Raw genomic sequence first — 26,001 nt, 5'->3', positions numbered from 1 at the left:
CGCCTTGAACCGGCGTACGGTGAGAGACATCCAGGGAAGTCGTGCTCGTATGATCCTCACCGTCACCCCCAACCCCTCCCTCGACCGGACCTACGACGTTCCCTCGCTGGAGCGCGGCGAGGTACTGCGCGCCACCGGCGACCGGGTCGACCCCGGGGGCAAGGGCGTGAACGTCTCCCGCGCGGTCGCCGCCGCGGGCGTCCGTACGACGGCGGTCCTGCCGCTCGGCGGCGCACCGGGCACGCTGATCGCCGAACTCCTCGGCGCGCAGGGCGTGGACGTCACGGTGGTGTCCATCGCCGGCCGGACCCGCTCAAACATCTCCCTCGTGGAGCCGGACGGCACCCTCACCAAAGTCAACGCGGAGGGCCCCGAACTGACCGACGGCGAATCGGCGCTCCTCCTGGAGACGGTCCGCACCTGTTCGGGCGGCGCCGCCTGGATCGCCTGCTGCGGCAGCCTCCCGCGCGGCCTGCGGCCCGAGTGGTACGCCGGGATCGTCGCGGGCGCCCACGCGGCGGGCGCCCGCATCGCCCTGGACACCTCCGGCCCTGCGCTGCTCGCGGCGCTCCCGGCCGGTCCGGACGTCATCAAGCCGAACGCCCCCGAGCTCGCGGCGGCGGTGGGCCGGCAGCTGGCCACCCTCGGCGACGTGGTCGAGGCGGCGGAGGAACTGCGCGCACTGGGCGCCCGCGCGGTCCTGGCCTCCCTCGGCGCCGACGGCCAACTGCTGGCCTCCGAGGAGGGCACCTACTACGGCACCGCCCCCGTCTCCACGGTCCGCAGCAACGTCGGCGCGGGCGACGCCGCCCTCGCCGGCTTCCTGATCGCGGGCGGTACGGGGCCCGCGGCCCTCGCCTCGGCCCTGGCGCACGGCGCGGCCGCGGTGCGGCTCCCCGGCAGCGCCATGCCGACCCCTTCGGACCTGCGGCCCGGCGCGGTCCACGTCACCCGGGACCTGCCCCTGGACCTCCCGCTGTCCGAGACGAGCCACGGGCGGCGAGCGAGATGAGCACCCCCGGCCCGGTCACCGCCGCCGCCTGAGCGGACCCGCTCACCTCACCTGCGCGCGGACCTCCATGGCTCCGCGCGCGGCCGTCTCCGTTTCGTACACCTCGCACATGTGGCGCCCGTCCGGCGTGGCCGTGTGCTCGACCTCCCACAGGCTGCACTCGCTCCCGTCCAGCAGGACGAACGCGTGCTCGTACAGGCTGAATCCGGCGTCCCGCCCGTCGGTGAGGCACTGCCGGGTGCCGAACGCCTGCGTGATCCGGTGCGCGTACGCCGAGCGCAGCAGCAGCGCCACGCCCTCGCCCGGGCGGTCCTGGTTCTCCGCGCGGCGCAGTAACCGCCGGGCGTGGTCGGCGGACTCCTCCACCGTGTACTCGCGGTGCCGTTGGGCCGGGGTCGGATTCGCGAACAGGGCGCTCAGCGCCGCGATGTCGCTCGCCGGCTCCTCCTCGGCCGCCGCTTCCGTGAGGTCCCGCGCGACGTCCGAGGGCGTCCCACCGGACAGTCGGGCCAGCGCGAGGCAGATCTCCGCCCGGCTCGCGAAGACCTCGTACCGTATCGCGCGGTCGTCCTTCCCGCGGTGCGCCAGCTCCCACAGGGCCACCGAACCGCCGTCGGCCAGCAGGTACGTGTGCCGGTGGGTCTCCCGCCGGATTCCCGCCGCCGGATCGCGGCGGGTGGTGTAGAGGGAGGAACTGTGGGCGAGGGCCGTGCCCAGGCGCTCCACCAAACGGTCCGGCAGGTCGAAGGAGTTGAGGGCGCGGCCCAGGAGTCGCTCGAGGTGCGCCTCGGTTGTCTCGTACGGATCGCTCAAGGTGGGTCTCCAGGCCGTCGCAGCTTGTTACTTCGCGGAAGCTCAACGTAGCCCCTGGGTCTGACATCACGTCCGGGGTTCGGTAAAACGTCCGGGAACCATCGGCGGTTCCCGCCACCCCTTCAGGTCAACCTCCTTGCACATGCGCATGGTTGGACCGGGTATGGGCCGTCGGGGCGGGACGATGAGCCGTATGGCAACGAATACCGTGGGCGTGCCCCGCCAGCAAGGGCATCCGCGCAACCACGACGAAGCAAGGCCGCCCGCCGCCCCCCGCGCGCTCGGCTGGCTGCTGGTGCTCACCGGGGCCGCGGGGGTGCTGGCCGCCTGGGTCATCACGCTCGACAAGTTCCTGCTGCTGGAAGATCCGGACTTCAAGCCCGCTTGCAGCCTCAACCCCGTCGTGTCCTGCGGCAGCGTCATGCAGAGCGAACAGGCGGCGGTCTTCGGCTTCCCGAACCCGATGCTGGGACTGGTCGCCTACGGGGCGGTCGTGTGCGTCGGCGCGGCCCTGCTGGCCGGTGCCCGCCACCGCGCCTGGTTCTGGCTCAGCCTGAACGCCGGCATGGTCTTCGGCGTCGGATTCTGCTCCTGGCTCATGGTCCAGTCGCTCTACGAGATCAACGCGCTCTGCCTGTGGTGCTGCCTGACCTGGGCGGCCACTCTCGTGATGTTCTGGGCGGTCACCGCGTACACCGTCCGGACGGGGATCCTCCCCGCGCCCGCTCCCGTGCGGGGCTTCTTCGCGGAGTTCGGCTGGGCCCCGCCCGTCCTGCACACCGGGGTGATCGGGATGCTGATCCTGACCCGCTGGTGGGAATTCTGGACGGGCTGAGGGCCGCGGAGGGCATGCGAGGGCCCCGGCAGCTGGAAGCTGCCGGGGCCCTCGTTCATCGCTCCACAGGCGTCAGGTGCCCGGACCGTACGGGGGAGCGGGAGGTCAGCTGCCGACGGAGGCGTTGCCCGACAGGACCGGGATGTTGTCCAGGATGTGCGAGAGCGGCTCGTCGCCCTTGGCCTGGGTGGAGTTCTCGGTGCACTGCTGGTTCTGCGGGTTCGACAGGACGTTGATGTCCTGGACACCGATGTTGAGCAGGGCGATCAGCGACTGGGCGTTGACCTTGGCCGGCAGGCCGATGCAGGGCTTGTTCAGGGTGCCCTGGACGACGCTGAGCTGCGGGCTCAAGTCGCCGGTCGTCTTCTGGTTGCCGTAGATCTGCTGGGCACCGTTCCCGTTGACGGTGTTGACCCCGTTGTCGTTGCCGATGGCCATGGCCGGGGCCGCGACAGCAGCGCCCGCGCCGACGGCGGCGGCGGTGACCGCGGCAGCAGTCATGATCTTCTTGAGCATTTTGATCCTTTTGTCGCACGAGTGCCCGCTAGTGGAGCGCCCTGATCAACTGCCCGCGCGGCGGTTGGTTCCGCTGCTTCACTCAAACGGCCTGCGGGCGGGCGCATTTTCCCCGGGTGGGGTGAGCCGCCCCCGGACGCGTGCGCGAAGCCCGTACGCAGCCCTGAGCGGGGTGCGGTGCTCCAAGGTCCTGTTGCGCTCCGTCGAACGCGTTCGCACGGTGAGTAAGGAAGCGGATCGTTCGGGTCCGCTTTCGTGCGACCACCAGAAGGAAGACTCATGCACCGCACCAAGGCCTCACGCATCCGCGTCCTCGTCCCGTCGGCCCTGGCGGTCGTCATACTCACCGGCGCGGCCGCCCCCGCGGGCGCCGCCGAGGGTACCGGCGGCGCCGCGTCCCGCGTGGAGGCCGCCCAGGAGCAGATCAACGAGAGGGTCGCGGCGGCGGGGCCCATCGAGGACATCTTCGCGTCGGTCTCCAAGATCCTGGCGGACCTGACCAGGAACCTGGGCACCCTGTTGCCGGGAGTCGCCATCCCCGAGATCAAGCTCCCCGTCCTCCCGTCCCTCCCGTCCCTCCCCTCGATCCCGGAGATCCCCGAGCTGCCGCTCCCGGGCATTCCGGACGTCCCCGCGATCCCCGAGCTCCCGGTCGGGATCCCCGGGCTCCCGGTCTCCGTTCCCGCGGCCCCGCCGGCGGCGGCGGTGCCGGCCGTGCCGGGCGTACCGGCGGTGCCGGCCCTGCCGCTCGTGCCGCCCGCGGGAACGGTCCCCACGATCCCGGACTTCCTTCCGTAGGCCGACCCGGAAACCGCACAGGCTTGCGACCGTTGGGCTGAACAGGTCTGATCGCGTGCGGAACCGTGTCGTCTGGGCGGGTGGACCGTTTCGCTCGATGTGAGCCTCGGAATCGAGGCAGATCGTCGAAGAGAAGGTGCACTTCCCATGAACACTGCCAAGAAGGCCGCCCTGGTCCTGGCCACCGCTGGTCTCGCTGCGGCCGGCGCCGCCGGCTCCGCCGTCGCCGACTCGTCGGCCGAGGGCGCGGCCGTGGGTTCCCCGGGTGTCCTCTCGGGCAACCTGGCCCAGGTCCCGGTCCACGTCCCGATCAACGTCTGCGGCAACTCCGTCAACGTGATCGGCGCCCTGAACCCGGCGTTCGGCAACGCCTGCGTCAACGACTGACGTCGGACGCGGCAACCGACTGTGGGCGCCCCGGCCATGCCGGTGGCGCCCACAGTCGTGTCAGCGGTAGTGCGGGTGCGACCCGTCAGTTGGCGCCACCGTTGAGCTTCACTCCGCCGAGCAGCGGGGACGCCTGGGTGGCCCCGTTCGCCAGCTTCATCACCTCGCCCGGCGCGTCGTTGCGTACCTCGTTGACCTTCCGGACGGTGGTCACGACCTTCTGGACGCTCTCGCCCTGCTCGGCCAGTCCGTTGCCCACCGTCTGCGGGAGCGCCTCCGAGACGGGGTTCACGGCGCCCAGGGTCTCGGTGAGCCCGCTCGTCAGGCTCATGGGGACGGCCGGGGCCTCGGCGGCGAATGCGGGAGAGGCGGCGCCGAGGGCGGCGACGGAGCCGACGACGACAGCGGCGACCTTCGAGAGCTTCATTATCAAGTCCTTTTACAAGAGGTGGCCAGCGGCGACCGTCGCGCCGCTTTCGCCATGGCTAACGATTCCCCGCCGCTACGGAAACGCGGAACCGAACACGGCAACGGCCGGAGAATCCGACAAGGGATTCTCCGGCCGATATTTCTTCCGATTACCGGTATTGCCGTCAGGCGATACGGGACCTGCGGTACAGAATGGCGCCGCCCAGGATCAGGGCAGACGCGAGAGCCGCCGCGGCGGCGGACGATCCGGCGCCGGTCGCCGCGAGCTGCGGCGCGGTCGCCTGCGCGGGAACCGGTGCCTCCACGGGGGCGGGCGCGGGCGGTGCCGGGACGGGGGCGGGGAGCGGAGCCGGGGGCAGGTGGACCGGAAGGTCACCGGCCGGTGCCGACGGGGGCTGGTCGGCCGGCGCCGCGGGGTGCTCCACGAACTGGCTGCCGCGCGGCGGCATGGGGGCGGGGGCGTCCTCCACCACGGGCGCCGGGGCGGGCAGCGTGTGCGGCGCCTCCTCCGGTGCGGGGGCCGGGAGCGGCTGAGGGGCTTCCTGGACCGGAGCCGGGAGGGGCTTTGGCGCGGGCACCTCCTCTACGGGCGGGGGCCCGGGCCGCGGCTCCGGCGCCGGGGGCGCGTGGTGCGGAACCGGGGCCGGAGGGTGCTCGGCGTGCGGCTTCGGCTCGTGCTGCGGAGCCGGGTGGTCGTCGCACTCCTCCTCGGCGGAGCCGCCGGAGGTGCCGGACGCCCCGTAACCGCCCTGGTGGGGTGAGCTCCCGTGACCGCCATCGCCGCGGTGCTCGTGCCGGTTTTCGTGCCGCTGCTCGCGCTCGTCGCCGCGGTGCTCGTGCCGGTCCTCGTGCCGCTGCTCGCGCTCGTCGAGGTAGTGCTCGAAAGCCTCGGCGTGCTCGGGGCTGAGGTAGCGCTCGTAGCCGGTGTCGGCGTGGGAGCCGGTCGTAGTGGCGCAGTTGTTGCCCATCGCGGGGTTGAGGCCCGCTCCGGCGTCCACGGTGTTGCCGCAGGCGTTCGGCGTGAAGGTGATCGGTACCGAGACGCTGTTGCCGGCCAGCACGCCCGGTGAATGCGAGGCCTCGGCCATGGCTCCGGAGTGCGCGTAGGCCGCGCCGGCCGCGATCGACAGCAGGCTCGACGCCGCAGCAGCGGTGAGCACCCCCTTGCCCAGTACCTGTCGGCTCAGTACCTGTCGCATGGGTCCTTCCCTGTCTACCGGCGCTGGGCCGGTGCTGAATCGAAGGTGGCCTCGGAGTGCACCGCCGTGCACTCCGAGGCCACCCCGAGGAGGTCTGCCCTTACGGGCACAGGCGCTTCGTCAGGCGTTGACGCAGGTGTTGCCGAACGCGGGGTTCAGCAGCGCGATCACGTTGACGGTGTTGCCGCAGACGTTGACCGGGACGTGCACCGGCACCTGGAGGAGGTTGCCGGACAGGACGCCGGGGGAGCCGATTGCCGCGCCCTCGGCTGCCGCGTCGGCCATGGCGGGGGAGGCGGCACCGGCGGCCATCAGAATGCCGGCGGCCAGCACCACTGCCTTCTTGTACGTCATTTTTTCGATCCTTCCCGCAGAGGTCTATCCGCTGCAGAAATAACAACGAGTGGGTCGAGGAAAAGAAACCGAGAATCCTTCCGAGCCGTTCGTCAATTCACTCACATGCTCGTGCGGCCTGAATTCCTGCCGCCTTTCGGCCGACTCTTTCCGCGGTTCGACATGCGGCGAGGCCGCCACGACCCGAAGGCGCGGCGGCCTCGCTGGCGCGTGGCGCGGGGTCCTGTCAGCTGCCGGAGGAGACGTTGCCGGACAGGATCGGGATGTTGTCGAGGATGTGCGACAGGGCCTCGTCGCCCTTGGCCTGCGTGGAGTTCTCGGTGCACTGCTGGTTCTGCGGGCTGGACAGGACCGGGATGTCCTGGACGCCGACGTTGACCAGGGCGAGGACGGACTGCACGTTGGCCTTGGCCGGCAGGGCGATGCAGGGCTTGTTGAAGGAGCCCTGGATGAGCGCCATCTGCGGGCTCATGTTGCCGTAGGTCGCCTGGTTGCCGTAGATCTGCGAGGCCCCGTTGCCGTTCACGGTGTTGATGCCGTTGTCGTTGCCGATGGCCATGGCCTGCGGGGCCATGGCGGCACCGAGTCCGACGAACGAGGCGGCAACCGCTGCGCCGGCCGCAAACTTCTTGATCATGATGGTCCCTTTTTTGCAGGATTGCCGGGTACTCAAGCACCTGGATCAACGGCCCGAGCGTGGTTCGGGTTGCGTGGCTTCACTCGGATGCCGACGTTTCGGTCGGCACGGTTGACGTCAGGCGTTGACGCAGGTGCTGCCGAACGCGGGGTTCGGCAGGGCGATCACGTCGACGGTGTTGCCGCGGACGTTCACCGGGACGTCGACGGGGACCTGGAGCAGGTTGCCGCTCAGGACGCCGGAGACCGCCCGCGAAGCCGCTCGCCTTTTTCTTTTTTGTTCGAACAATTTTCCAGCCCGTAACGACCCGTCCGGACCGAGGGTGCGTGGTATCGCCCAAAAGGCCGTACGGGCGAGTCCGGCGTGATTTCCAGCCTGAGTTCTGACAAAGTTCACTCCTGTTTTGTCCCCTTGATCGAAATTAGGAGACAGGGTCATGGGTTCCTCCCGCAGAATCCTCGGCACGCTCGGTTTGCTGTCCTGCCTCACACTTTCGGCGAACGTGCCGGTGGCGGGCGCCGCGGCCCCGGCCGGCAGGGAAGCGCCCAGGGTTCCCTTCACCCAGCGTTACCAGGCCGTGCAGCACGGCGGCCTGGTCCGGGCCTCGAACTCTTCGATCGGGTGCCGCAAGGAGGAGTCCGCGCAGGCCGAGCCGTGCGCGGCGGTCAACAAGGGCGCCGCGGGCGCCAACGGCGACTACGAGATGTTCTACGACGAGGTCGACAAGGACCCGGACACCTACAACTCCACCCGGGCCGAGCTCAAGGTCCCGCAGGGCGCGAAGGTCTCGTACGCCCGGCTGTACTGGGGCGGGAACCTGCGGGTCGGTGAGCAGAAGCCGCCGGAGGACAACGGCCGGGTGCTGGTCGCCGAGCCGGGCGGCGCCTACAAGGAAGTGCTGGCCGACACCGTGATCGGCCACCGCAGCGACGACGCCGGCGACGCCTACCAGGCCTCCGCCGACGTGACGCCGCTGGTCCGCAAGGGCGGCGCCGGGATGTGGACGGTGGCCCAGCTGAACATCGCCATGGGGCACTCGGGCATGGGTGCCTGGGGCGGCTGGACGCTGGTCGTGGCCTACGAGCACCCGCAGGAGCCCGTGCGCCGGGTGTCGATCTGGGACGGCTTCGAAGGGCTGGCCGAGGGGACCGGCGAGGCGGCGGGCGAGACGGTGGAGGTCACCGGCCTGGACGTGGCGCCCGGGGCTTCGGGCCGGGCCGGGTTCGTCGCGTATGACGGGGACCGCGGGACGCTCGGGGACTCACTCACGGTGACGGCCGACAGTGGGCGCCGGATCAGTCTCAGTGACGGAGAAAATCCTTTTAATGATGTTATGAATTCCACAATCACGGAATTCGGGCATCCCCCGTTCGTGCGACAGCCCGAACACATGAATAACCTCGGATACGACGCGGACGTGTTCGATCTGAGCCCCGCCCTTTCCGGTGGCGCCCGCAGCCTGACCTTCGGGTTCACGGGCGAAAGCCAGGGTCAATTCCTCGGTGTGCTCTTCGTTCAGACAGACGCGCGCCGCTGAACGCAGGAGACCGCTCCACGTGTCGACACAGCCTTCCCCTCCCACGCCCCCGTCCTCCTCACCCGGCTCCCCGCCCGGCCGGCCGCCGACCGTCCTGCACCTCGTGCAGCCCGTCGACGGCGGTGTCGCGCGCGTCGTCGTCGATCTCGTGCGGGCCCAGTCGGCCGCCGGACTGCGGACCGTCGTCGGCTGCCCGCGCGGCGGGCAGCTCGCCGAAACCGCCCGCGCCGCCGGGGCCGAGGTGCTCACCTGGCGTGCCGGACGGGCCCCCGGACCGGGGCTCGCCGCCGAAGTGCTGGGCGCGCGCCGCCTGATCGGCCGCGTCCGGCCCGACATCCTGCACGCCCACAGCGCCAAAGCGGGGCTCGCCGGGCGGCTCGCCGTGCGCGGCACCGTCCCGACCGTCTTCCAGCCGCACGCCTGGTCCTTCGACGCAGTCGGCGGGGCGACGGCCGCGCTCGCCCTGCGCTGGGAGCGGTTCGGCGCCCGTTGGGCCGACCGGGTGCTCTGCGTCAGCGAGGCCGAACGCAGGACCGGTGAGGCCGAGGGGATCGCCGCCCGCTGGTCGGTGATCCGCAACGGCGTCGACCTCGAACACTTCCGCCCGGGCGACCCGGACCCCGCCCTGGACAAGGCCCGGGCGCGCGCCGAGTTGACGCTGCCCGAAGCCTTCCAGGGCGACGGGCCGCTCGCCGTCTGTGTCGGCCGGCTCTGTCAGCAGAAGGGGCAGGACATCCTGCTGCGGGCCTGGCCCGAGCTGCTCGGAGCCGTCCCCGGCGCCCGTCTCGCGCTGGTCGGCGACGGCCCCGACACGGAACGGCTGCGCCGTGCGGCCCCGCCCGGGGTGCACTTCGCCGGAGCCGCCCGCGACATCCGACCGTGGCTTCGGGCCGCCGATCTCGTTGTACTGCCGTCGCGGTGGGAAGGCATGGCGCTCGCCCCGCTCGAAGCAATGGCCTGTGGCCGCCCGGTCCTGGTCTGCGACGTCAGCGGTGCCAGGGAGAGCCTGCCGCCCGGCCAGCGACGGCTGTGCCTGGTGGAGCCGGAAGACCCGACGGCGCTGGCCAACGCCCTGGGACGGCTGCTCGCCGAGCCTCGACTGCTCGCCGAACTCGGTGAGCAGGCCCAGCGGCACGCACGGATGGACTTCGACGTGCGGCGGACCACGGACGCGGTCACCGGTCTGTATCACGAACTGCTGGGCAGGCCCCGGCCCTTGAACCAGGAGCGCATCAGCCGATGACGATGGACAGCGCACCCGCCCGGCACACCGGGCAGGGCGGCACGGGGCCCGCCGGCGGCAGCACCGCCGCCACCGGCACGAGTACCGGCACCGCCACGACCGGCACCACCGCCGTCCGCCGCTCCGTGACAGCCATCCACCCGCCGCGCGGGCCGAGGGCCGACCAGGCCCGCCCCGCCGCCCGGCCGCGCCGGGTCCGCCGCCGGGACGGGCTGGTCCCGCTGCTGACCGCGGACGTCCTGGCCGTCGTGGTGACGGCCGTGGCCCTGCCCGGACTGGAGCCGGCGGCCCAGGCGGCCGCACCCATGGCCCTGCTCCTGGCCGGGCTGAACGCGCAGGCCGGTCTGTACCGGCCGCGGCTCGCACCCTCCGCACTCCTCGAACTTCCCGCGCTGGCGGGGCGGGCCGCGGTCCTGTGGGCCGGGGCCGCCGCCGTCACGGCCGCGGTCGCCCCGACCTCGGCGCTGAGCTGGGGAGTCCTGCTGAGCGCCGTCTGCCTGCACGTCGTACTGGCCTGCGCGGGACGCGGATTCGTCAACCAGCTCCGCCGCCGCAGCCGCGCCCGCCGGCCCGCCTCCGCCCTCGTCGTCGGACCCGGCGCCGGGGCGAGCGCGGTCGCCGCCGCCCTGCACGGGCGCCCCGAGTACGGGCTGCGCCCCGTCGGGCTCGCCGACACCGGGTCGGGCGCGGACGGGGCCGCGGGGGTACCCGTACTCGCCACGCACGAGGACATCCGGCGGGCCGTCATCCAGAACTCGGTGCGGCACGCGGTGTTCACCCGCCCGCCCGAGGCCGACGAGCGCACCGCCTCCCTGGTCCGGCTCTTCCACGACCACGGCTGCCGGCTCTGGCTCGCCGACCCGGCGGGCACCGCCAAGGTCACCGGGATGCGCGTCGCGGAACCCGCCGACCAGCTGTGGGGCTACGCCGTCCAGCCGCTGCTGCCCCGCCCGGCGCGCCCCCTGGAGCGCTACGCGAAGCGCGCCATCGACTCCCTGCTCGCCGCGCTCGCGCTGCTCGCCGCGGCGCCCGTGATGGGCCTGTGCGCGCTCGCCGTACGGATCTACGACGGGCGGGGCGTGATCTTCCGGCAGGAGCGGGTCGGCCTGTACGGGCGCCCCTTCACCCTGCTGAAGTTCCGCACCCTGCGCGCCGACGCCCACGAGTCCGCCACCCGGTGGACGGTGGCCGGCGACTGCCGGATGAGCCCGATCGGCTCCTTCCTGCGCAAGTCCTCGCTGGACGAGCTGCCGCAGCTGTGGAACGTCGTCCGGGGTGATATGAGCCTGGTCGGTCCGAGGCCCGAACGGCCCTTCTTCGTCGCCAAGTTCAGCAGCGTCCACCCCGGGTACGAGGCCCGTCACCGGATGCCGGTCGGCATCACCGGCCTCGCCCAGATCAACGGCCTGCGGGGGGACACCTCCATCGAGGACCGGGCCCGCTTCGACAACCACTACATCGACACCTGGTCGCTGTGGCAGGACCTGTGGATCCTCGCCCGCACAGCGGCCTCCTTCTTCCGCTTCCGGCTGGGGGGCAGCTGAGCATGAGCATTGCCGCACCGACGTCCTGGGCCCGCCCGGACACCGCCGATCTCCTGCGCCGGCACTGGCCGCTGCTGCCGCTCGCCGCGACCGTACTGGCCCTCCTCGTCCCGCTGCCGGCCGGTGACGCGACCGCCTCCGGGAAGGTCGGCCCGGCCGACGCCGCCTCGCTGCTGCTCGTCTTCGTCTGCGGGGTCCAGGCCCTGCGGGGCCGGGTACGGGCCCTGACCCCGCTCGGGGTGCTCGCCCTCGGCCTGCCCGCCGTGGGGCTCGCCGTCTCGACGGTGACCGCGGGGGACCCGTACGCGGCCCTGCCCGGCTTCGTGCGCTACCTCCAGGTCTTCGTGCTGGTCCCGGCGGCGGTCGTGCTGCTGGTGCGAGACGCCGGGGAGTTCCGGCTGGCCGCCGGCTGCTTCGTGGTGCTGGCGCTGGTCCAGGGCGCCGTGGGCGTGGTGCAGTTCGCCACCCACACCGGGGCCTCCTACCAGGGCGAGGACATCCGCGCCGTGGGCACCTTCGGACCCGGCGACGTCATGGGCATGGCCACGGTCGTCGCCTACGGGCTGGTCGTCGCGACGGCCGGGGCCCTCGCGCCGGGGCTGCCGGCGCGGGTCCGGCGGGCCTCGGGTGCGGCCGCTCTGGTCCTGGTGGTCCCGCTGGTGCTGTCCTTCAGCCGGGGTGCCTGGATCGCGACGTTCGGCGCGGCCGGACTGGTCATGGCGCTGGCCGGGATCCGGCGGGCCCTGAAGGTGCTGGTCGCGCTGGCCGCCGTGGGAGTGGTGCTCGTGGGCGGCTTCGGTGTCGGCTCCGCGATGGTGGCGGAGCGGCTGACCTCGATCACGCAGGTCTCCGACGCCCCCGACCAGTCGGTGACCGACCGCTACACCATGTGGGCCGCCGCCGAGTCGATGTGGCGCGAGCGGCCGGCGGTGGGGGTGGGGCTCAAGGGCTTCCCGGCCAACCGGGACTCGCACTCCGGGCTGGCCCTGTCCTCGGGCAGCGACACCGCCGGCGCGGGACAGGCGTACATCCGCCAGCCGCTGCTGTCCCCGCACAACATGTACCTGCTGGTGCTGAGCGAACAGGGGCTGATCGGACTGATCGCCCTGGCGGGCGGCTGGCTGGCCCTGCTCGTGGCGGGCCTTCGCAGGTGCCTCGCCGGGGAGGCCGCCCTGCGGGACTGCGGACTGGTCGCGATCGGGCTGTTCGTCTGGCAGCTGACCGACTTCCTCTACGCGGACATCGGCGGCCCGTCGACCGTCCTGACCGGGGTGATCATCGGTCTGGCCGCCTGGTGGGCGCTGCCGTCGGCCTCCGGCGGTGAAACGGGTGGGCTCGGACGCGCCATCCCGGCCGCTTCCGGTCGTCGCCCCGGTCCGACTCCCGGGGCCCCGGCTCCTGAGGGTGCGGCCCGCCGGTGACGGATACCACGCCCTGGCGGCGGCCCGCAGCCGCGGCGACCGAGGTCGCCGCGACTGCGGGCCGTCCTCCACACCCGGCCGACGGCTCTGCCGCCGGCCCTGCGCCCGCCGCGCCACACGTGAGCCCCACCGCCGGCCCCACCGCCGGTCCGGCGGCCGGAGGCGGCAGGGGCAAGGCGCCGGGCCCGCGTCCCCCACAGCCCCCGGAGGGCGGGGGAGCCCACCCGGCGAGCGGCAGCACCGGGAGCGCACTGGCCAAGGCGGCCGCCGTGACCGCCGGGCTGACCGCCGCCGGGGCGGTGTTCGGGCTGGTCCGGGACCAGACCATCGCCCACCTCTTCGGCGCCGGCCACGACAGCGACGCCTTCCTCATCTCCTGGACCGTCCCCGAGATGGCCTCGACCCTGCTCATCGAGGACGCCATGGCACTGCTGATGGTGCCCGCGTTCAGCCACGCACTGGCCCGCCGGGCCGCCAGCAGGGCCGGGCTCACCCGCAAGGAGGCCCGGGCGCAGGATCCCGTACGGCTGCTCGTGGGGGCGACGCTGCCCCGGCTCGTGGTGCTCCTGGCCGCCGTCGCGTCCGTGCTCATCGTCGCCGCGCCGCTCGTCGTGGGCGTCCTCGCACCCGGGCTGCCGGACCCGGCGCTCGCCGTCGAATGCACCCGGCTGACCGCCCTGACCGTGCTGTCCTTCGGGATCGCCGGCTACTTCAGCGCCGCGCTCAGGGCCCACCGCTCGTTCGTGCCGCCCGCCGCCATCTACGTCTCGTACAACGTGGGGATCATCGGGGCCATGGTGGCCCTGCACGCCCTGTGGGGGGTGCGCGCCGCCGCCGCCGGAGTCGCCGTCGGCGGAATGCTGATGGCGCTGGTCCAACTGCCCGCCTTCATCCGCAACGTGGGCTTCGGCCCGACCCGCGCCAAGGGCGCCCCGCGCAGTCAGCGGGACCGGGACCGGCCGACGATGATCGCCTTCGGCGTCATCGCACCGGTCATCTTCTTCGCCGTCTTCCGCCAGTCGCAGGTCCTGGTCGAGCGGTTCCTCGCCGCGTCCCTCCCGTCCGGCGCCATCTCCCACCTCAACTACGCGCAAAAAGTCGCCCAGATGCCGATGGTGCTGTCCCTGATGATCTGCACCGTCACCTTCCCCGTCGTCGCCCAGGCCATGGCCGGCGGAGAACGGGAAAAGGCCCGGCGACGCGTCGAACAGGACCTCGCGCTCGCCTCCCTCGCCGTCCTCATGGGCACCGCGCTCGTCATCGGGTACGCGCCCCAGATCATCCAAGTGCTCTTCGAGCGCGGGGCGTTCACCCCCCAGGACACCGAGGCCACCGCCTCCGTCATGCGGGTGTACGGCCTCGGCCTGCTCGGCCACTGCCTCGTCGGGGCGCTGTCCCGGCCCTTCTTCTCGACCGCCCGGCCCACCTGGTTCCCGGCGCTCGCGATGGGCGCCGGGCTCCTCGTCAACATCGTGGCCGGAGCCTTCGCCGTCGGCTGGTGGGGTACCTACGGGATCGCCGCGGCCAACGCCGCCGGCATCTCCACCACCGCCGGACTGCTGCTCACCGGACTCGGCTCACGGATCATCGCCATCCAGGTCCGGCGGGTCGCCGCCAGCATCGGCCGGCTCTCCGTCGCCGCTGTCGCCGCCTGCGCCACCGGCTGGATCGCCGGGCCGAAGATCCCCGACCCGATGGTCAGCGCCGCGCTCGGCTGCCTGCTCGTACCCGCCATGTTCGGAGCCACCGGCATGGCCATACGGGCACTCGAGGTCACCGCCCTGCCCGGCCAGATCGCCCAGCTCACCACTCACCTCACCTCCCAGCTCACCCAGAGGTTCCGCAATGCCCGCTGACACCGACACGGCGCGCCCCGCCGCGGTGCTCCCCGCCCGCCGGACCGCATCGCCGTGGGTCCTGATGTACCACTCCGTCGCCGAGTTCACCGATCCCGCCGAGGACCCGTACGGCATCACCGTCACCCCGCACGCCCTGGAGGCGCAGCTGCTGTGGCTGCGCTCCCGGGGCCTTCGCGGGGTGTCCGTCGGCGAGCTGCTGCGGGCCCGCGCCGCCGGACACGGCGCCGGGCTGGTCGGCCTGACCTTCGACGACGGCTACGCCGACTTCCTGACCCTGGCCCTGCCGCTGCTGCGCCGCTACGACTGCACCGCGACGCTCTTCGTGCTCCCCGGGCGGCTCGGCGTCGACAACGTCTGGGACCCGCTCGGCCCCCGCAAGGCCCTGCTCACCGCCGAGGGGATCCGCGAAGTCGCCGCCGCGGGGCAGGAGATCGGCTCGCACGGCCTGCTCCACCAGGACCTCACCGCGGCCGTCGACGACGTGCTCCAGCAGGAGCTGCGGGGCAGCCGCGAACTGATCCGGGAGCTGACCGGGGCTCTGCCCGCCGGGTTCTGCTACCCGTACGGGCACCTCGACGCCCGGGTCGTCGCCGCGACCCGGGCCGCCGGATACGCCTACGCGTGCGCCATCGACCCCGGGCGTCTCGCCGGCCCGCACGCGATGCCCCGTACGCACATCAGCCAGGCCGACGGCGGGCCCCGGCTGCGGATCAAGCAGATGCGCCACCAGGTGCGGGAGATGCGACGGGCGGTGCACCTGTGAGCCCGGACAGGGTGCTGCACATCATCACGGGCCTGGGCGTCGGCGGCGCCGAGCAGCAGCTGCGGCTGCTGCTGCGGCACATGCCGATGCGGTGCGACGTGCTGACGCTGACCAACCCCGGTCCGGTGGCCGAGGGGCTGCGGGCGGACGGGATCCGGGTCGTGCACCTCGGGATGCGCGGCAACCGGGACCTGGGAGCGCTGCCGAGGATGGCCAAGTTCATCCGGCGGGGCCGGTACGACCTGGTCCACACGCACCTGTACCGGGCCTGCGTGTACGGGCGCGCCGCGGCCCGGCTGGCGGGCGTGCGGGTGAGCGTCGCCACCGAACACTCCCTGGGGGACGGCGAGATCGAGGGCCGCCCGCTGTCCCGCGGGGTACGGGCGCTGTACCTGGCGAGCGAGCGGCTCGGCGCGGCGACGGTCGCCGTCTCGGACACGGTGGCGGCCCGGCTGGAGGCCTGGGGGGTGCCGGCCGGGCGGGTGCACGTGGTGCCGAACGGGATCGAAGCCGTGCGGTTCCGCTTCGACGACGGCGTACGGCGTACCACGCGGGCCCGGACCGGGCTGCCGGAGCGGGCCTTCGTGGTCGGCGGCGTGGGACGGCTCGTACCGGGCAAGCGGTTCGACGCGCTGGTGCGCGCGGTGGCGGCCCTGCCCGGGGCGCACCTGCTGCTCGCCGGTGACGGTCCCGAACGGGCGTCGCTGCGCCTGCTCGCCGCCGAGCTGGGGGCGCAGAGCCGTATCCACCTGCTGGGCGAGCGGGACCCGCTGGGCGACAGCGCGGACGGCCGGACGCCCGGGATCCCGGCGCTGCTCGCCGCGATGGACGTCTTCGTGTCCCCGTCGCGGGAGGAGGCCTTCGGGCTGGCGGTGATCGAGGCCCTCGCCGCCGGGCTGCCGGTGCTCCACGTGACGTGCCCGGCGATCGACGACCTGCCGGCGGCTCAGGCGCCGGGGGCGCGGCGGATCGGAACGGGCACGGAGGAGCTGGTCGCCGCGCTGCGGGGGCACATGGAGGCGGGCGCCCGCCGGCTGCCGGCGCCCCCGGTGGTGCGGCGGTACGACATCGCGCGGAGCGCGGCGCAGCTGCGTGCCGTCTACGACCTGGCGATGACCACGTCTTCGGCGTCGGACCGGGGGGCGGTGCCGGTTCCGCACGGTGCGGCCCCGGTGCCGGGGGCCGGCCTGCGGCACCCCGCGCCACGAACTCCCGCGTCCAACGCCGGGAAGGGCCCCCGTGCGGGGCTGGACGCGGGCCCGCCGGCCGTCCCGGCTGCCGCCGGTCGGGAGCCCGAAGGGGCCGCGCCGTCGACGAGCGCCGCGCGTCGGGCCGGCGACGGCCCGCCGGACGGCGAGAGCGGCTGATCCGTCCCCTGCAGGGGTCCTCTCACGGGGACCGCACCCACCACCCCTCCACCAGGAAAGAGGCACGCACATGGCTGACACCGCCGATCAGAAGAAGTCCACCCACCGGCGCCGGGTAAGGCTCCTGCCGCCCCCCGTGTGGTGGCCGCTGCCCGCCGCCGCGCTGCTGGGGCTCGCAGCCGGAGGAGCCTACGGGGTGCTCAAGGCCCCCGAGTACGCCGCCACCAGCTACGTGGTCGCGGTCCCCGACGACACCACCGAGCCGGCCACCGCGCTGGGCTTCGCCCAGGCCTACGCCCGCATCGCGACCAGCAACTCGACCCTCGCCTACGCCCAGCCCCGCGCGGGCGTAGGCGTGCGCCAACTGCGCGAGCAGGTGCGCGCCGAGACCTCCCCCGAGTCCCCGATGATCGCCATCACCGGGACCGCGAAGAGCGCGGGCGAGGCCGCCGACATCGCGAACGCCGTCGCCGACGCCCTGTCCCTGAGCAGCAACCAGGCCGCAAAGAACACCGGCGTGCAGCTGCTCCTCTTCAACCAGGCCGTCGCGCCGTCGGAGCCCGCCTCGGCCTCGCCCAAGCTCAGCGGGGCCGTCGGCCTGTGCGCCGGCGGTCTGCTCGGCGGGCTGTGGATGCTCGCCCGGCCCGCGCGGCGCAAGAACGAGGGCGAGGGCGGCGGCCAGGAATCCGGCGCCGTCGTCGTCGGCGAGTTCGCCTCGCTGCCCGCGCAGGGCGACCACAGCGAGACCAAGGAGAAGGAGTCCGTGCGATGACGTCGGGCTCCGCCGGGGCCGCCCTGTCGGTCACGCTGTGCCGCGACCCCCGGCAGTTCGCCGCGCTGGAGGAGCCGTGGAACCGGCTCGTCCGCGCCTGCCCCAGCGCCACGCCGTTCCAGAGCCACGCCTGGCTGCACTCCTGGTGGCTGTCCTACGGCAAGGAGGGCCGGCTCCGGATCGTCCTCGTGCGGCGCGGGGAGGAACTGGTCGGCGCCGCCGCACTGATGCTCGTACACCGCCCGCTGCCGCTGCTCGTACCCCTCGGCGGGGGCATCACGGACTACTTCGACGTCCTGGTCGCGGCCGACCACGCCGGGGCGGTCGTCCCGGCGCTCGCCCGCGGCCTGCACCGGGCCGCCCGGGGCGCCGTCGTGGACCTGCGCGAGGTACGGCCCGGCGCCGCCGCCGAGGCGGTGTACGCGGCGTGGCCCGGGATCGGCAGGAAGCTGACCGACTCCACGTGCATGGAGCTGCCCGTGGTCCCCTTCGACGAGCTGGTCAAGCGGATGCCGGCCTCGGGCGCGCAGCGGGTCCGGGCCAAGCTCCGCAAGACCGACGCGGCCGGGATCGAGGAGCACGAGGTCACCGAGCAGGAAGTGCCGCGTGCGGTACGGACGCTGCTGAGGCTGCACGAGAAGCAGTGGCGCGGCCGCGGGGTGACCCCCGAGCACCTCAAGCCGCGCTTCGCCGAGCACCTGACCCGGGCCACCCGGCGGATGGTGCGGGCCGGGGAGGGGCGGCTGGCCGAGTTCCGGCTCGACGGGAAGGTGGTGGCCGCCAACCTCACGCTGCTGTCGGGCGCGCTCAGCGGCGGCTACCTCTACGGGGCCGACCCGGACCTGCGCGACCGGAAGGTCGACGTGGCGACGCTGCTGCTGCGCTACGAGACCGGCCGCGCGCTCGCCGAGGGCCGCCCGGTGGTGAGCTTCCTGCGCGGCAGCGAACCGTACAAGAACCACTGGCGGCCGCGGACGGTGGTCAATCAGCGTTTCCTGCTGGCCACGGCGGCGCTCGCGCCCCTCCTGCGACTGCACGAGTCGCAGGTGACGGGGCGCGGGCGGGCGGTGGACGTCCTGCGGGAGGCGTTGCCGGCCGCCAGGGACTGGCGGGCGCGGCTCAACGAACTGCGGGTCCGATGACCCGACCGCCCCGTCTAGAAGGGCCAGAAACCGTAGTCCCTGCCCCAGTCGACCTGGACGCACACCGACTGCTTGCCGACCAGCGCGGAGAGCCACTCGCCGAAGTTGAGCGGTACGCACCACTCCGTGTTGTTGACGGGCGCCGGTGTGGGTCCGGGCGGCGGGGTCGGCTTCGGCGTAGGGACGACCGGCGACGGCTCGGGGAGCGGGACCACGGGGTCCGGATCGGGAACCGCCGGGCTCGGGCTCGGACTCGGACTCGCCGGGACCTCGGGGAGGACTGGGCTGACCTCGGGGGACGGGACCAGCGGGCTCGGTGTGACGAGCGGCGGCGGTGTGACGACGGGGGTCGGGATCTGCGGCGTGGGGATCTGCGGGGTCGGGATCACGGGGGTGGGCACCACGGGCGTCGGGATCACCGGGGTCGGGATCACCGGCGTCGGGATCACGGGCGTCGGGATCACCGGGCCGGGCTTCTCCGGCGTCAGCGCGTCGCGGAAGACCCTCGCCGACTCCGGGTTCTGCTTGCACTGCCACACGCCGTGCGGGCAGTAGTCGGTGATGGTGTGGTAGAGCGGCTTCTGCTTCTCGATCCACTTCAGCATGCGCCGCACGTACTCCGGGTTGTCCCCGTTGCGGAACAGTCCCCACTCCGGGTACGAGATCTCCTTGCCGTGTGCTTTCGCGAAGTCGACGTGCTGCTGGAGCCCGTACGGCTGGGTGATCTGGTCGTCGAAGGTCCGGCCGGGAGCCTGGTCGTACGAATCCATCCCGACGATGTCGACCACGTCGTCGCCCGGGTAGCACTTGGTCCAGCCGATCGCGTCCGTGCCGCGGTTCGGCGTGAAATCGAACTTGAACTCCTGACCGGGGACGGAGCGCATCGTGTTGACGACGCGCCTCCAGTACGCCTTCCAGTTCTCCGGGTCGGGTCCGCAGCGGTGGGTGTAGGTGAGGCCGTTCATCTCCCAGCCGAGCACGATCACCGTGTCCGGGACGCCCAGCGTCACGAGCCGCTGCGCGAGCTTCTCGAAGTGCCGGTCGTACTGGCCGTCCGCGCCCGCCCGGATGAGCTGGGCCACGCGGTAGTCGGGGACGCGGGCCTCGTTGCGCTCCTGCATGGGGACGTTGAGGACGAACATCCGGTCGTCCCGCTCGCGGCGCCATTCGGCCCAGTCGTCGAGGAACTCGACGTTGCCCTCGATGCCCGCCCACTGGTCACCGGGCAGATAGGTGTGCCCGACCCGGATCTCCTTGCCGCCCAGCCAGTGCGACAGGAACGGGATCCGGGCCACTCCGGGCGGCCCGTAGTCGAGATAGGCGCCCATGGCGATGTCGGAGCCCGCGCTCTCTTCCTCGGGGGCCGCGAGGGCGGCCCCGGTCGCGAGCAGTCCGGCCGTCACCGTACCGATGCAGGTGCCCGCCAGTCGGCGGCGTGGTCTGGGCATGGCGTCTCCCGAGCTTTCCTGAATCGGTGTGCTTACCAAAGACGTTAGACATCAGATCTGACGAATGGCCTGTCCGGAGATCGCTTCCTAGGCCATTCGCAGGTGCGCACACTCCTTGCTTGGTCCGACTAGGTGAAAGACACCGCTTCCATGTACGCGCATCCCAGCCAAGTGCCCGCAGTTCTGCTCAGACTCGATCGGAATCCGTTTCACCACGGAACCCTCGGCGCCGTCAGATCCCTTGGGCGGGAAGGCGTGGAGGTCCATGCCGTCGTCGAGGCCGGGGGAGGTCCCATGGGGCGTTCGCGCTACCTGCGCGCCGTGCATCCCGGGCCGGCCGGCGGGCTCGACCCCGAGGCTCCCGAAGCGCTGCTGGAGTGCCTGACGGGGGTCTCCGAGCGGATCGGGCGCCCGGCGGTGCTCATCGCGATGGACGATCTGAGCGCGATCGCGGTGTCACGGGTCGCGCCGATGCTGACGGACCGTTTCCGGATTCCCCATCAGCCCGACAACCTGCCCGCGCGGGTCGCGGACAAGGCCGAGCTGTCCCGGCTGTGCGCCCGGTGGGACGTCCCGCACCCGGAGACCGTGATCCCGGCGAGCGGGGCCGAGGCGGCGGAGGCCGCCTGGCGGCTGGGACTTCCGGTCATCGCCAAGTGGAGCCGGCCGTGGCTGCTGCCCTCGGGCACGGGCCTGCGCAGCACGACCCTCCTCCATGCGGCCGCCGAGGCGCGGCGGCTCTACGAGCGCTCGGCGGAGGCGGGCAGCCGGCTGTTGCTCCAGAGGTTCCTGCCGGCCGGGCCGGACACCGACTGGTTCTTCCACGGCGCGTTCGCCCGGGGAGGGCACCCGCTGATCACCGGTTCCGGGCGCAAGGAGCTGTCCTGGCCGGTACGGACGGGACTGACGGCGGTCGGCCGGTGGCTGCCGGACCCCGCGGTCGAGGAGGCCGGGCTGCGCCTCGCCGAACGGCTCGGCTACCAGGGGATCCTGGACCTGGACTTCCGCCGGGACGAGCGGGGCGTCTTCCGGCTCGTGGACTTCAACCCCCGGCCGGGGGCGCAGTTCCGGCTCTTCACGGACGCGGGCGGCCTGGACGTGGTCCGGGCGATGTACCTGGACTTGGCGGGCCGGCGGGTCCCGGAGCCGTCCGGCGGCCCGGGCCGGGTCTTCGTGGCGGAGAACTACGCCCTCCTGGCGGCGCTGCGCGGCGGGTGGCGTCCCCGGCGGCACTCCGCCGGGACCGTGCCGGCCGCGTTCTCCGCGCCCGCGGCGCCCGGGGCGCCCGGGGAGGCCGCCCGCCGGCAGGGCGGCCCGCCCGCCGCCGGCCGGCCGGTGCTGCCGGCGGGACGTGTCGGCCCGGCCGGGGCGGGGCGGCCGCTCGTGCCCGGGGGCCGCAAGGCGGTGGCCGGTGCCGGGCCGGGCCGCGCCGAGGTCCCGGGGCCCCTACGGGTGGCGCCGCGGGTGGCGCGGGGCCGGGTGGAGGCGGCCTGGTTCGCCGCTGACGACCCGCTGCCCTTCCTGGCGATGCTCGCCGCGTTCCTGGGCCGGGGAGCGGGGAAGGCCGGGCGGGTGCTGCGCGGTGTCCCCGAGCACGGCCGCCGCAGGGCCCGCGCGGTGGTCCGCGCCCCGCGCCAGCGGGGCCGCGACATGCCGGCCGCGCCCGCCTCCCGGCCCGCCCCGCCGGAGGCACCGGCCGAGCCGGACGAGTTGGTGACCCGGTGACCCCGGTGACCCGGTGACCCCGGTGACCCGGTGACCCCGGTGACCCCGGTGACCCGGTGACCCCGGTGACCCGGTGACCCCGGTGACCCGGTGACCCGGTGACCCGGTGACCCGTGGGCCGGGGAACCGGTGGGCCCGTGAGCCGGAGAACCGATGACCCGGTGACCGGCTCCTTCGCGTTGGCGTTGGTGGACGAACCATGAGACTGGAGGACGGCGTTGACGCGGATGGACGACCTCGTGGTGGTCGGGGCGGGGCCCTACGGGCTCTCGATCGCCGCGCATGCGGCCGGGGCGGGGCTCGGGGTGCGGGTGCTCGGGCGGCCCATGGCCTCGTGGCGGGACCACATGCCCGAGGGCATGTACCTGAAGTCGGAGCCTTGGTCCTCCAACCTGTCCGCGCCCGGCGGGCGTTACACGCTGGCCGAGTACTGCGCGAACAGCGGCATCCTCGCCGAACACGGAACTCCGCTGCCCATCGGGACGTTCAGCTCCTACGGGCTCTGGTTCGCCCGGCACGCAGCACCCCCGGTGGAGGAGGCGACCGTCACGGAAGTCACCCCGCAGGGCGAGGGATTCATGGTCCGCACCGCCGAGGGGCCTCCCCTGCTCGCCCGGACCGTCGCGCTGGCCGTCGGCGTCATGCCGTTCGTCCGGTACCCCGACGCGCTCCGGGAACTGCCCGCGACCCACTACTCGCACAGCAGCGGCCACCGCGACCTGACCCGCTTCGCCGGCCGCGAGGTCGCCGTGCTCGGCGCCGGCCAGGCGGCCCTGGAGACCGCCGCCCTGCTCGCGGAGAACGGGGCCCGGCCCTGCCTGGTCGCCCGGCGGGCCCGGCTGAACTGGAACACCGTGCCGCAGCCGCTGCGCCGGCCCCCGCTGCGGGCCCTGCGCGAGCCGCACAGCGGTCTGGGCACCGGCTGGCGCAGCTGGGCCTGGTCGGAGCTGCCCTGGGCGGTGCGCCGGCTGCCCGCCCCCACCCGGGAGCGGATCGCGGCGACCGCGCTGGGGCCGGCCGGAGCCTGGTGGCTGCGGGAGCGCTTCGAGCGGCGGGTCCCGGCCCTGCTCGGGCACCGGCTGCAAGCGGCGGTCCCGGCCGGCGAGCGGGTCCGGATCGGTCTGACGACCGCCGCCGGGGAGTCCGTCGTACTGGACGTCGCGCATGTGATCGCGGCGACCGGCTTCACCCCGGACCTGGCCCGGCTGGAGCTGCTCGACGCGGGGCTGCGCGCCGCGCTGGTCACCGTGGGGGAGGGCGGGACGCCGGAGCTGAGCGCCGGGTTCGAGTCCTCTTGGCCCGGGCTCTTCTTCGCCGGACTGTTGACGGCTCCCTCATTCGGCCCTTCCATGCGATTCGTGCACGGCGCCGGCTTCACGGCGGGGAGACTGGTGTCAGGAGTCCGCAAGCGGCTGGGCGCCGCCGGCCCGCGGACAGGTTCCCCCCGTGCGCCGCGGGCCGACCGGGCTCCGGCGGCCGGGCACAGAGCGTGAGAGGGTCCGCGATGAGCGCTGAGCGAGCACAGGGCCGCGGCTGGGCGAGGATTCCCGCCAGCCGTGCGGAACAGCCCGGCACGGCGAGGGCGGCGCCCGCGCATCCGGGCGCCCCGTACGCGAGCGCCCCGTACGCGAGCGCCCCGTACCCGCACCCCGGGTACCCGTACCCCGCGTACCCGCAGGCCCCGTACGACCCCTCGACGATCTACCTCGCGCTCGTCGAACGCTGGCGGGAGGCCGGTCGCACTCTTCCGGGGCATCCTGACGAAGAGTGGGAGCGGCTGATCTCACAGCCGTGCTGGCCCGGCCGTTAGGTGGTGTGAGTCTCGTGGCAGCGGCGGAGCGACGCGACAAGAGGCCGGAGAGCCCCGCGAGCCCCCTCACCGGTCCCGGTGAGCGGCTCGCGCTCAATGGCATGGGCAGCTTCGAGTGGGACCTCACCGCCGGGACGCTGGTGCTGGACGAGGCCGGGATGTCGGTCTTCGACCTGGAGCCGGAGGGGTTCGACCAGACCCCCGAGGGGCTGGGGCTGCGGATCCCGGCCGACGACGGCGCGCGGCTCGCGGACACCGTCCTGGCGGCGCTGGACGGCGGGCAGGAGACCTACGGGCAGTACTTCACGGTGCGCCGGCGCGACGGCCGCGACCAGTGGACGCACACCCAGGGCCGGGTGATCCGGGACGGGGAGGGCCAGCCCGTACGGATCCTCGGCATCGTCCGGGACGCGACGGCCGAGCTGGCCCACCTCACGGTGCTGCGGAAGCTGGAGTCGGCGCGCGCCCAGCAGGCCACCATCGTGCAGCGGACCACCGAGGCCCTGTCGCGGGCGGTGACGGTCGACGACGTGACGGCCGCCCTGACGGGCGCGGGCGCGCTGGAGCGGATCGGCGCCGAGGGTCTGGCCCTCGGCCTGGTCGAGGGCGGCACCATCAAGATCATCGCGTTGAGCGGGGAGTCTCTGGAGATCCTCAGTGAGCGCAAGTTCACCCGGCTCGACGGCTCGCTGCCGCTGTCGCGCGCGGTGATCACCAGGAAGGCGCGTTTCGTCACCTCCCTCGCCGCGCTCTCCGACGAGTTTCCGCTCCTCTCCGACTACCTCGGCCGCATCCGCTACGACGCGGCCGCCTACCTGCCGCTGATCGCGCAGGCCAAGGCCATCGGCGGGCTGGTGCTGTTCTACCGGCGGCGCAACGAGTTCAGCCCCGAGGAACAGAACCTGTGCCTGGGCCTGGCCGGCATCGTCGCCCAGTCGCTGCAGCGGGCGCTCCTCTTCGACCAGGAGCGGGAGTTCGCCACCGGCTTGCAGGCGATGATGCTGCCCCGCCGGATCCCCGAGATCACCGGCGGGGAGATCGCCGTGCGCTACCACTCCGCCTGGAGCGGACGCGAGGTCGGCGGAGACTGGTACGACGTGATCGCCCTGCCCCGCGACCGCGTCGGCATCGTCGTGGGCGACGTACAGGGCCACGACACGCACGCCGCCGCCATCATGGGCCAGCTCCGCATCGCCCTGCGGGCCTACGCGGGCGAGGGGCACCCGCCGTCCACCGTGCTGGCGCGCGCCTCGCGCTTCCTCGCCGAGCTGGACACCGAACGGTTCGCGACCTGCATGTACGCGCAGGTGGACCTGGAGACCGGAGGGGTACGGGCGGTCCGCGCGGGCCACCTGGGCCCCTTGATCCGGCACACGGACGGACGAACGGGCTGGCCCAACGTACGCGGCGGCCTGCCGCTCGGACTGGCCACGCTCTTCGAGCGGGAGGAGTTCCCCGAGACCCGGCTCGACCTGGTCCCCGGCGAGACGCTCGTCCTGTGCACCGACGGCCTGGTGGAGGAACCGGGCACCGCCATCACGCAGGGCATGGAGGCGCTCGCCCACGCGGTCCGCAGCGGCCCGCAGGAGGCCGGGGCGCTCGCCGACCACCTCTCCGACCGGCTGTGGGAGCGCTGGGGCTCCGGCGACGACGTGGCCCTGCTGGTACTGCGCCGGGCCCCCGACCCGGGCACCCACCGGGCCCCGCGCATCCACCAGTACGTCCACCAGGCCGACCCGGAGGGCCTCTCGGAGGCCCGCTACGCCCTGCGGCAGGCGCTGCGCGACTGGGGCATGCCGGAGCTCGCCGACGACGTGGAGCTGGCGGCGGGAGAGCTGCTCGTCAACGCCCTGCTCCACACGGACGGCGGGGCGGTGGTGACCATGGAGGTGCTGCCGGAGCCGGTCCGGCGGATCCGGCTCTGGGTCAAGGACCGCTCCAGCGTGTGGCCGCGCAGGCGCACGCCGGGGGAGTCGGCGACGACCGGGCGCGGCCTGCTGCTGGTGGACGCCCTGGCCACGCACTGGGGGGTGGAGTCCCGGGGGGACGGCAAGGCGGTGTGGTGCGAGTTCGACGCGGCGGGCAGCGCCGCCCGGAGCGCACCGTGACCGACGGGTCACGTCGAGTTGTGGACCGGCCGAGGCGGGGCGATGATGCGGCCATGAAACGGACTTCGCGGATCTCTCCGTGCGCCGCCTGAGCAAGGGCGCCGTGACGGGCGCCCTGGCGCTGCTGCTGTTCGCCGCAGGGGTGCCCGCGGTGGTGGACTGGACGACCGGGCGGCCCCACGCGGACCCGGGGTGCCAGACGGTGGCCTTCATGTCGATGACGGCCGTCGCGCCCGAGTGCCGCTGACGCCGTCCCGGTAGCGGCGGCTACCGGACGGGCGT

General features: G+C 73.5%; 25 protein-coding genes and 1 pseudogene. 18 read left to right on the top strand and 8 right to left on the bottom strand.

Annotated elements, in window-relative coordinates:
• Positions 1-49 precede the first annotated feature (49 nt).
• Positions 50-1,012: a 1-phosphofructokinase gene (gene pfkB / locus ACFWBY_RS00925; RefSeq protein ID WP_385342860.1), complete on the top strand. Its 963-nt coding sequence runs from the start codon at positions 50-52 to the stop codon at positions 1,010-1,012.
• Positions 1,013-1,054: 42 nt separating this feature from the next.
• On the opposite strand, the gene ACFWBY_RS00920 is transcribed toward pfkB, so the two are convergent.
• Positions 1,055-1,825 (bottom strand): DUF6227 family protein, encoded by a 771-nt coding sequence (locus ACFWBY_RS00920; protein WP_385342861.1) that lies wholly within the window; start codon positions 1,823-1,825, stop codon positions 1,055-1,057.
• A 193-nt stretch (positions 1,826-2,018) separates the two neighbouring features.
• On the opposite strand from ACFWBY_RS00920, the gene ACFWBY_RS00915 reads away from it, so the two are divergent.
• Positions 2,019-2,660, top strand: a complete 642-nt coding sequence (locus tag ACFWBY_RS00915; protein ID WP_385342862.1) for a vitamin K epoxide reductase family protein — start codon at positions 2,019-2,021, stop codon at positions 2,658-2,660.
• Positions 2,661-2,765: 105 nt separating this feature from the next.
• On the opposite strand, the gene ACFWBY_RS00910 is transcribed toward ACFWBY_RS00915, so the two are convergent.
• Entirely contained in the window at positions 2,766-3,176 is a 411-nt protein-coding gene (locus ACFWBY_RS00910; RefSeq protein ID WP_385342864.1) for a rodlin, read from the bottom strand.
• A gap of 279 nt (positions 3,177-3,455) precedes the next feature.
• Between ACFWBY_RS00910 and ACFWBY_RS00905 the strand changes: the two genes are divergently transcribed.
• Both ACFWBY_RS00905 and ACFWBY_RS00900 read left to right on the top strand, forming a co-directional pair.
• Positions 3,456-3,974 (top strand): hypothetical protein, encoded by a 519-nt coding sequence (locus ACFWBY_RS00905; protein WP_385342866.1) that lies wholly within the window; start codon positions 3,456-3,458, stop codon positions 3,972-3,974.
• A gap of 147 nt (positions 3,975-4,121) precedes the next feature.
• A complete protein-coding gene (locus ACFWBY_RS00900) occupies positions 4,122-4,361 on the top strand; it encodes a chaplin (RefSeq protein ID WP_385342867.1) in 240 nt (79 codons plus the stop codon).
• An 85-nt stretch (positions 4,362-4,446) separates the two neighbouring features.
• On the opposite strand, the gene ACFWBY_RS00895 is transcribed toward ACFWBY_RS00900, so the two are convergent.
• The 5 genes and pseudogenes from ACFWBY_RS00895 to ACFWBY_RS00875 all read right to left on the bottom strand — a co-directional run.
• Positions 4,447-4,788 (bottom strand): hypothetical protein, encoded by a 342-nt coding sequence (locus ACFWBY_RS00895; protein ID WP_385342869.1) that lies wholly within the window; start codon positions 4,786-4,788, stop codon positions 4,447-4,449.
• Positions 4,789-4,954: 166 nt separating this feature from the next.
• Positions 4,955-5,989, bottom strand: coding sequence for a chaplin (locus tag ACFWBY_RS00890; RefSeq protein WP_385342871.1), 1,035 nt, complete (start codon positions 5,987-5,989; stop codon positions 4,955-4,957).
• 120 nt (positions 5,990-6,109) lie between these two features.
• Positions 6,110-6,343, bottom strand: coding sequence for a chaplin (locus ACFWBY_RS00885; RefSeq protein WP_385342872.1), 234 nt, complete (start codon positions 6,341-6,343; stop codon positions 6,110-6,112).
• Between the two features lie 226 nt (positions 6,344-6,569).
• Positions 6,570-6,980, bottom strand: coding sequence for a rodlin (locus tag ACFWBY_RS00880; RefSeq protein WP_385342874.1), 411 nt, complete (start codon positions 6,978-6,980; stop codon positions 6,570-6,572).
• 117 nt (positions 6,981-7,097) lie between these two features.
• Positions 7,098-7,220 (bottom strand): annotated as a pseudogene (locus ACFWBY_RS00875) (chaplin); the annotation flags it as partial.
• A 196-nt stretch (positions 7,221-7,416) separates the two neighbouring features.
• On the opposite strand from ACFWBY_RS00875, the gene ACFWBY_RS00870 reads away from it, so the two are divergent.
• The 9 genes from ACFWBY_RS00870 to ACFWBY_RS00830 all read left to right on the top strand — a co-directional run bounded on the left by ACFWBY_RS00870 (position 7,417) and on the right by ACFWBY_RS00830 (position 18,628).
• Positions 7,417-8,517: a DUF3344 domain-containing protein gene (locus ACFWBY_RS00870; protein ID WP_385342877.1), complete on the top strand. Its 1,101-nt coding sequence runs from the start codon at positions 7,417-7,419 to the stop codon at positions 8,515-8,517.
• 19 nt (positions 8,518-8,536) lie between these two features.
• Complete coding sequence (locus ACFWBY_RS00865; protein WP_385342878.1) at positions 8,537-9,760, top strand: glycosyltransferase; 1,224 nt, start codon at positions 8,537-8,539, stop codon at positions 9,758-9,760.
• 2 nt (positions 9,761-9,762) lie between these two features.
• On the top strand, positions 9,763-11,304 hold the full coding sequence (locus ACFWBY_RS00860) for an exopolysaccharide biosynthesis polyprenyl glycosylphosphotransferase (RefSeq protein ID WP_385342882.1): 1,542 nt from the start codon (positions 9,763-9,765) through the stop codon (positions 11,302-11,304).
• 2 nt (positions 11,305-11,306) lie between these two features.
• Positions 11,307-12,725 carry an O-antigen ligase family protein gene (locus tag ACFWBY_RS00855; protein WP_385342880.1) on the top strand — a complete coding sequence of 473 codons (1,419 nt, stop codon included), beginning with the start codon at positions 11,307-11,309 and terminating at the stop codon, positions 12,723-12,725.
• Positions 12,726-12,844: 119 nt separating this feature from the next.
• Complete coding sequence (gene murJ / locus ACFWBY_RS00850) at positions 12,845-14,581, top strand: murein biosynthesis integral membrane protein MurJ (protein ID WP_385344912.1); 1,737 nt, start codon at positions 12,845-12,847, stop codon at positions 14,579-14,581.
• Entirely contained in the window at positions 14,571-15,347 is a 777-nt protein-coding gene (locus ACFWBY_RS00845) for a polysaccharide deacetylase family protein (RefSeq protein ID WP_385344910.1), read from the top strand. Before murJ ends, ACFWBY_RS00845 begins: the two co-directional genes overlap by 11 nt.
• Complete coding sequence (locus ACFWBY_RS00840; RefSeq protein ID WP_385344905.1) at positions 15,344-16,714, top strand: glycosyltransferase; 1,371 nt, start codon at positions 15,344-15,346, stop codon at positions 16,712-16,714. The genes ACFWBY_RS00845 and ACFWBY_RS00840 overlap by 4 nt, the downstream gene beginning before the upstream one ends.
• Before the next feature lie 70 nt (positions 16,715-16,784).
• On the top strand, positions 16,785-17,486 hold the full coding sequence (locus ACFWBY_RS00835; protein ID WP_385344903.1) for a lipopolysaccharide biosynthesis protein: 702 nt from the start codon (positions 16,785-16,787) through the stop codon (positions 17,484-17,486).
• Positions 17,483-18,628 carry a GNAT family N-acetyltransferase gene (locus ACFWBY_RS00830; RefSeq protein WP_385344901.1) on the top strand — a complete coding sequence of 382 codons (1,146 nt, stop codon included), beginning with the start codon at positions 17,483-17,485 and terminating at the stop codon, positions 18,626-18,628. Before ACFWBY_RS00835 ends, ACFWBY_RS00830 begins: the two co-directional genes overlap by 4 nt.
• A 14-nt stretch (positions 18,629-18,642) precedes the next feature.
• Here ACFWBY_RS00830 and ACFWBY_RS00825 read toward each other — a convergent pair whose 3' ends face one another.
• The gene (locus ACFWBY_RS00825) at positions 18,643-20,076 is read right to left on the bottom strand and encodes a glycosyl hydrolase (RefSeq protein WP_385344899.1); all 1,434 of its coding nucleotides are present in this window, start codon (positions 20,074-20,076) and stop codon (positions 18,643-18,645) included.
• Positions 20,077-20,370: 294 nt separating this feature from the next.
• Here ACFWBY_RS00825 and ACFWBY_RS00820 point away from each other — a divergent pair, with 294 nt between their 5' ends.
• The 5 genes from ACFWBY_RS00820 to ACFWBY_RS00800 all read left to right on the top strand — a co-directional run bounded on the left by ACFWBY_RS00820 (position 20,371) and on the right by ACFWBY_RS00800 (position 25,966).
• Positions 20,371-21,801, top strand: a complete 1,431-nt coding sequence (locus ACFWBY_RS00820; protein WP_385409608.1) for an ATP-grasp domain-containing protein — start codon at positions 20,371-20,373, stop codon at positions 21,799-21,801.
• Positions 21,802-22,028: 227 nt separating this feature from the next.
• The gene (locus tag ACFWBY_RS00815; protein WP_385334818.1) at positions 22,029-23,294 is read left to right on the top strand and encodes an NAD(P)-binding domain-containing protein; all 1,266 of its coding nucleotides are present in this window, start codon (positions 22,029-22,031) and stop codon (positions 23,292-23,294) included.
• Positions 23,295-23,305: 11 nt separating this feature from the next.
• Positions 23,306-23,611, top strand: a complete 306-nt coding sequence (locus ACFWBY_RS00810) for a hypothetical protein (RefSeq protein WP_385334816.1) — start codon at positions 23,306-23,308, stop codon at positions 23,609-23,611.
• A gap of 14 nt (positions 23,612-23,625) precedes the next feature.
• The gene (locus ACFWBY_RS00805; protein WP_385334837.1) at positions 23,626-25,719 is read left to right on the top strand and encodes a SpoIIE family protein phosphatase; all 2,094 of its coding nucleotides are present in this window, start codon (positions 23,626-23,628) and stop codon (positions 25,717-25,719) included.
• Positions 25,720-25,798: 79 nt separating this feature from the next.
• Entirely contained in the window at positions 25,799-25,966 is a 168-nt protein-coding gene (locus ACFWBY_RS00800; protein ID WP_385334814.1) for a hypothetical protein, read from the top strand.
• The last annotated feature ends 35 nt before the right edge of the window (positions 25,967-26,001 follow it).

Source organism: Streptomyces sp. NPDC060049, assembly GCF_042736715.1.
Taxonomy (GTDB): Bacteria; Actinomycetota; Actinomycetes; order Streptomycetales; family Streptomycetaceae; genus Streptomyces.
This window is presented reverse-complemented; position numbering and strand designations above follow the sequence as displayed.

What these genes read in the sequence shown, in the direction of transcription:
- pfkB (WP_385342860.1), top strand. Translation starts at nt 50, where the DNA reads ATGATCCTCACCGTCACCCCCAACCCCTCCCTCGACCGGACCTACGAC.
- ACFWBY_RS00915 (WP_385342862.1), top strand. Translation starts at nt 2,019, where the DNA reads ATGGCAACGAATACCGTGGGCGTGCCCCGCCAGCAAGGGCATCCGCGC.
- ACFWBY_RS00910 (WP_385342864.1), bottom strand. Translation starts at nt 3,176, where the DNA reads ATGCTCAAGAAGATCATGACTGCTGCCGCGGTCACCGCCGCCGCCGTC.
- ACFWBY_RS00905 (WP_385342866.1), top strand. Translation starts at nt 3,456, where the DNA reads ATGCACCGCACCAAGGCCTCACGCATCCGCGTCCTCGTCCCGTCGGCC.
- ACFWBY_RS00900 (WP_385342867.1), top strand. Translation starts at nt 4,122, where the DNA reads ATGAACACTGCCAAGAAGGCCGCCCTGGTCCTGGCCACCGCTGGTCTC.
- ACFWBY_RS00895 (WP_385342869.1), bottom strand. Translation starts at nt 4,788, where the DNA reads ATGAAGCTCTCGAAGGTCGCCGCTGTCGTCGTCGGCTCCGTCGCCGCC.
- ACFWBY_RS00890 (WP_385342871.1), bottom strand. Translation starts at nt 5,989, where the DNA reads ATGCGACAGGTACTGAGCCGACAGGTACTGGGCAAGGGGGTGCTCACC.
- ACFWBY_RS00885 (WP_385342872.1), bottom strand. Translation starts at nt 6,343, where the DNA reads ATGACGTACAAGAAGGCAGTGGTGCTGGCCGCCGGCATTCTGATGGCC.
- ACFWBY_RS00880 (WP_385342874.1), bottom strand. Translation starts at nt 6,980, where the DNA reads ATGATCAAGAAGTTTGCGGCCGGCGCAGCGGTTGCCGCCTCGTTCGTC.
- ACFWBY_RS00870 (WP_385342877.1), top strand. Translation starts at nt 7,417, where the DNA reads ATGGGTTCCTCCCGCAGAATCCTCGGCACGCTCGGTTTGCTGTCCTGC.
- ACFWBY_RS00860 (WP_385342882.1), top strand. Translation starts at nt 9,763, where the DNA reads ATGGACAGCGCACCCGCCCGGCACACCGGGCAGGGCGGCACGGGGCCC.
- ACFWBY_RS00855 (WP_385342880.1), top strand. Translation starts at nt 11,307, where the DNA reads ATGAGCATTGCCGCACCGACGTCCTGGGCCCGCCCGGACACCGCCGAT.
- ACFWBY_RS00845 (WP_385344910.1), top strand. Translation starts at nt 14,571, where the DNA reads ATGCCCGCTGACACCGACACGGCGCGCCCCGCCGCGGTGCTCCCCGCC.
- ACFWBY_RS00835 (WP_385344903.1), top strand. Translation starts at nt 16,785, where the DNA reads ATGGCTGACACCGCCGATCAGAAGAAGTCCACCCACCGGCGCCGGGTA.
- ACFWBY_RS00830 (WP_385344901.1), top strand. Translation starts at nt 17,483, where the DNA reads ATGACGTCGGGCTCCGCCGGGGCCGCCCTGTCGGTCACGCTGTGCCGC.
- ACFWBY_RS00825 (WP_385344899.1), bottom strand. Translation starts at nt 20,076, where the DNA reads ATGCCCAGACCACGCCGCCGACTGGCGGGCACCTGCATCGGTACGGTG.
- ACFWBY_RS00820 (WP_385409608.1), top strand. Translation starts at nt 20,371, where the DNA reads ATGGGGCGTTCGCGCTACCTGCGCGCCGTGCATCCCGGGCCGGCCGGC.
- ACFWBY_RS00815 (WP_385334818.1), top strand. Translation starts at nt 22,029, where the DNA reads ATGGACGACCTCGTGGTGGTCGGGGCGGGGCCCTACGGGCTCTCGATC.
- ACFWBY_RS00810 (WP_385334816.1), top strand. Translation starts at nt 23,306, where the DNA reads ATGAGCGCTGAGCGAGCACAGGGCCGCGGCTGGGCGAGGATTCCCGCC.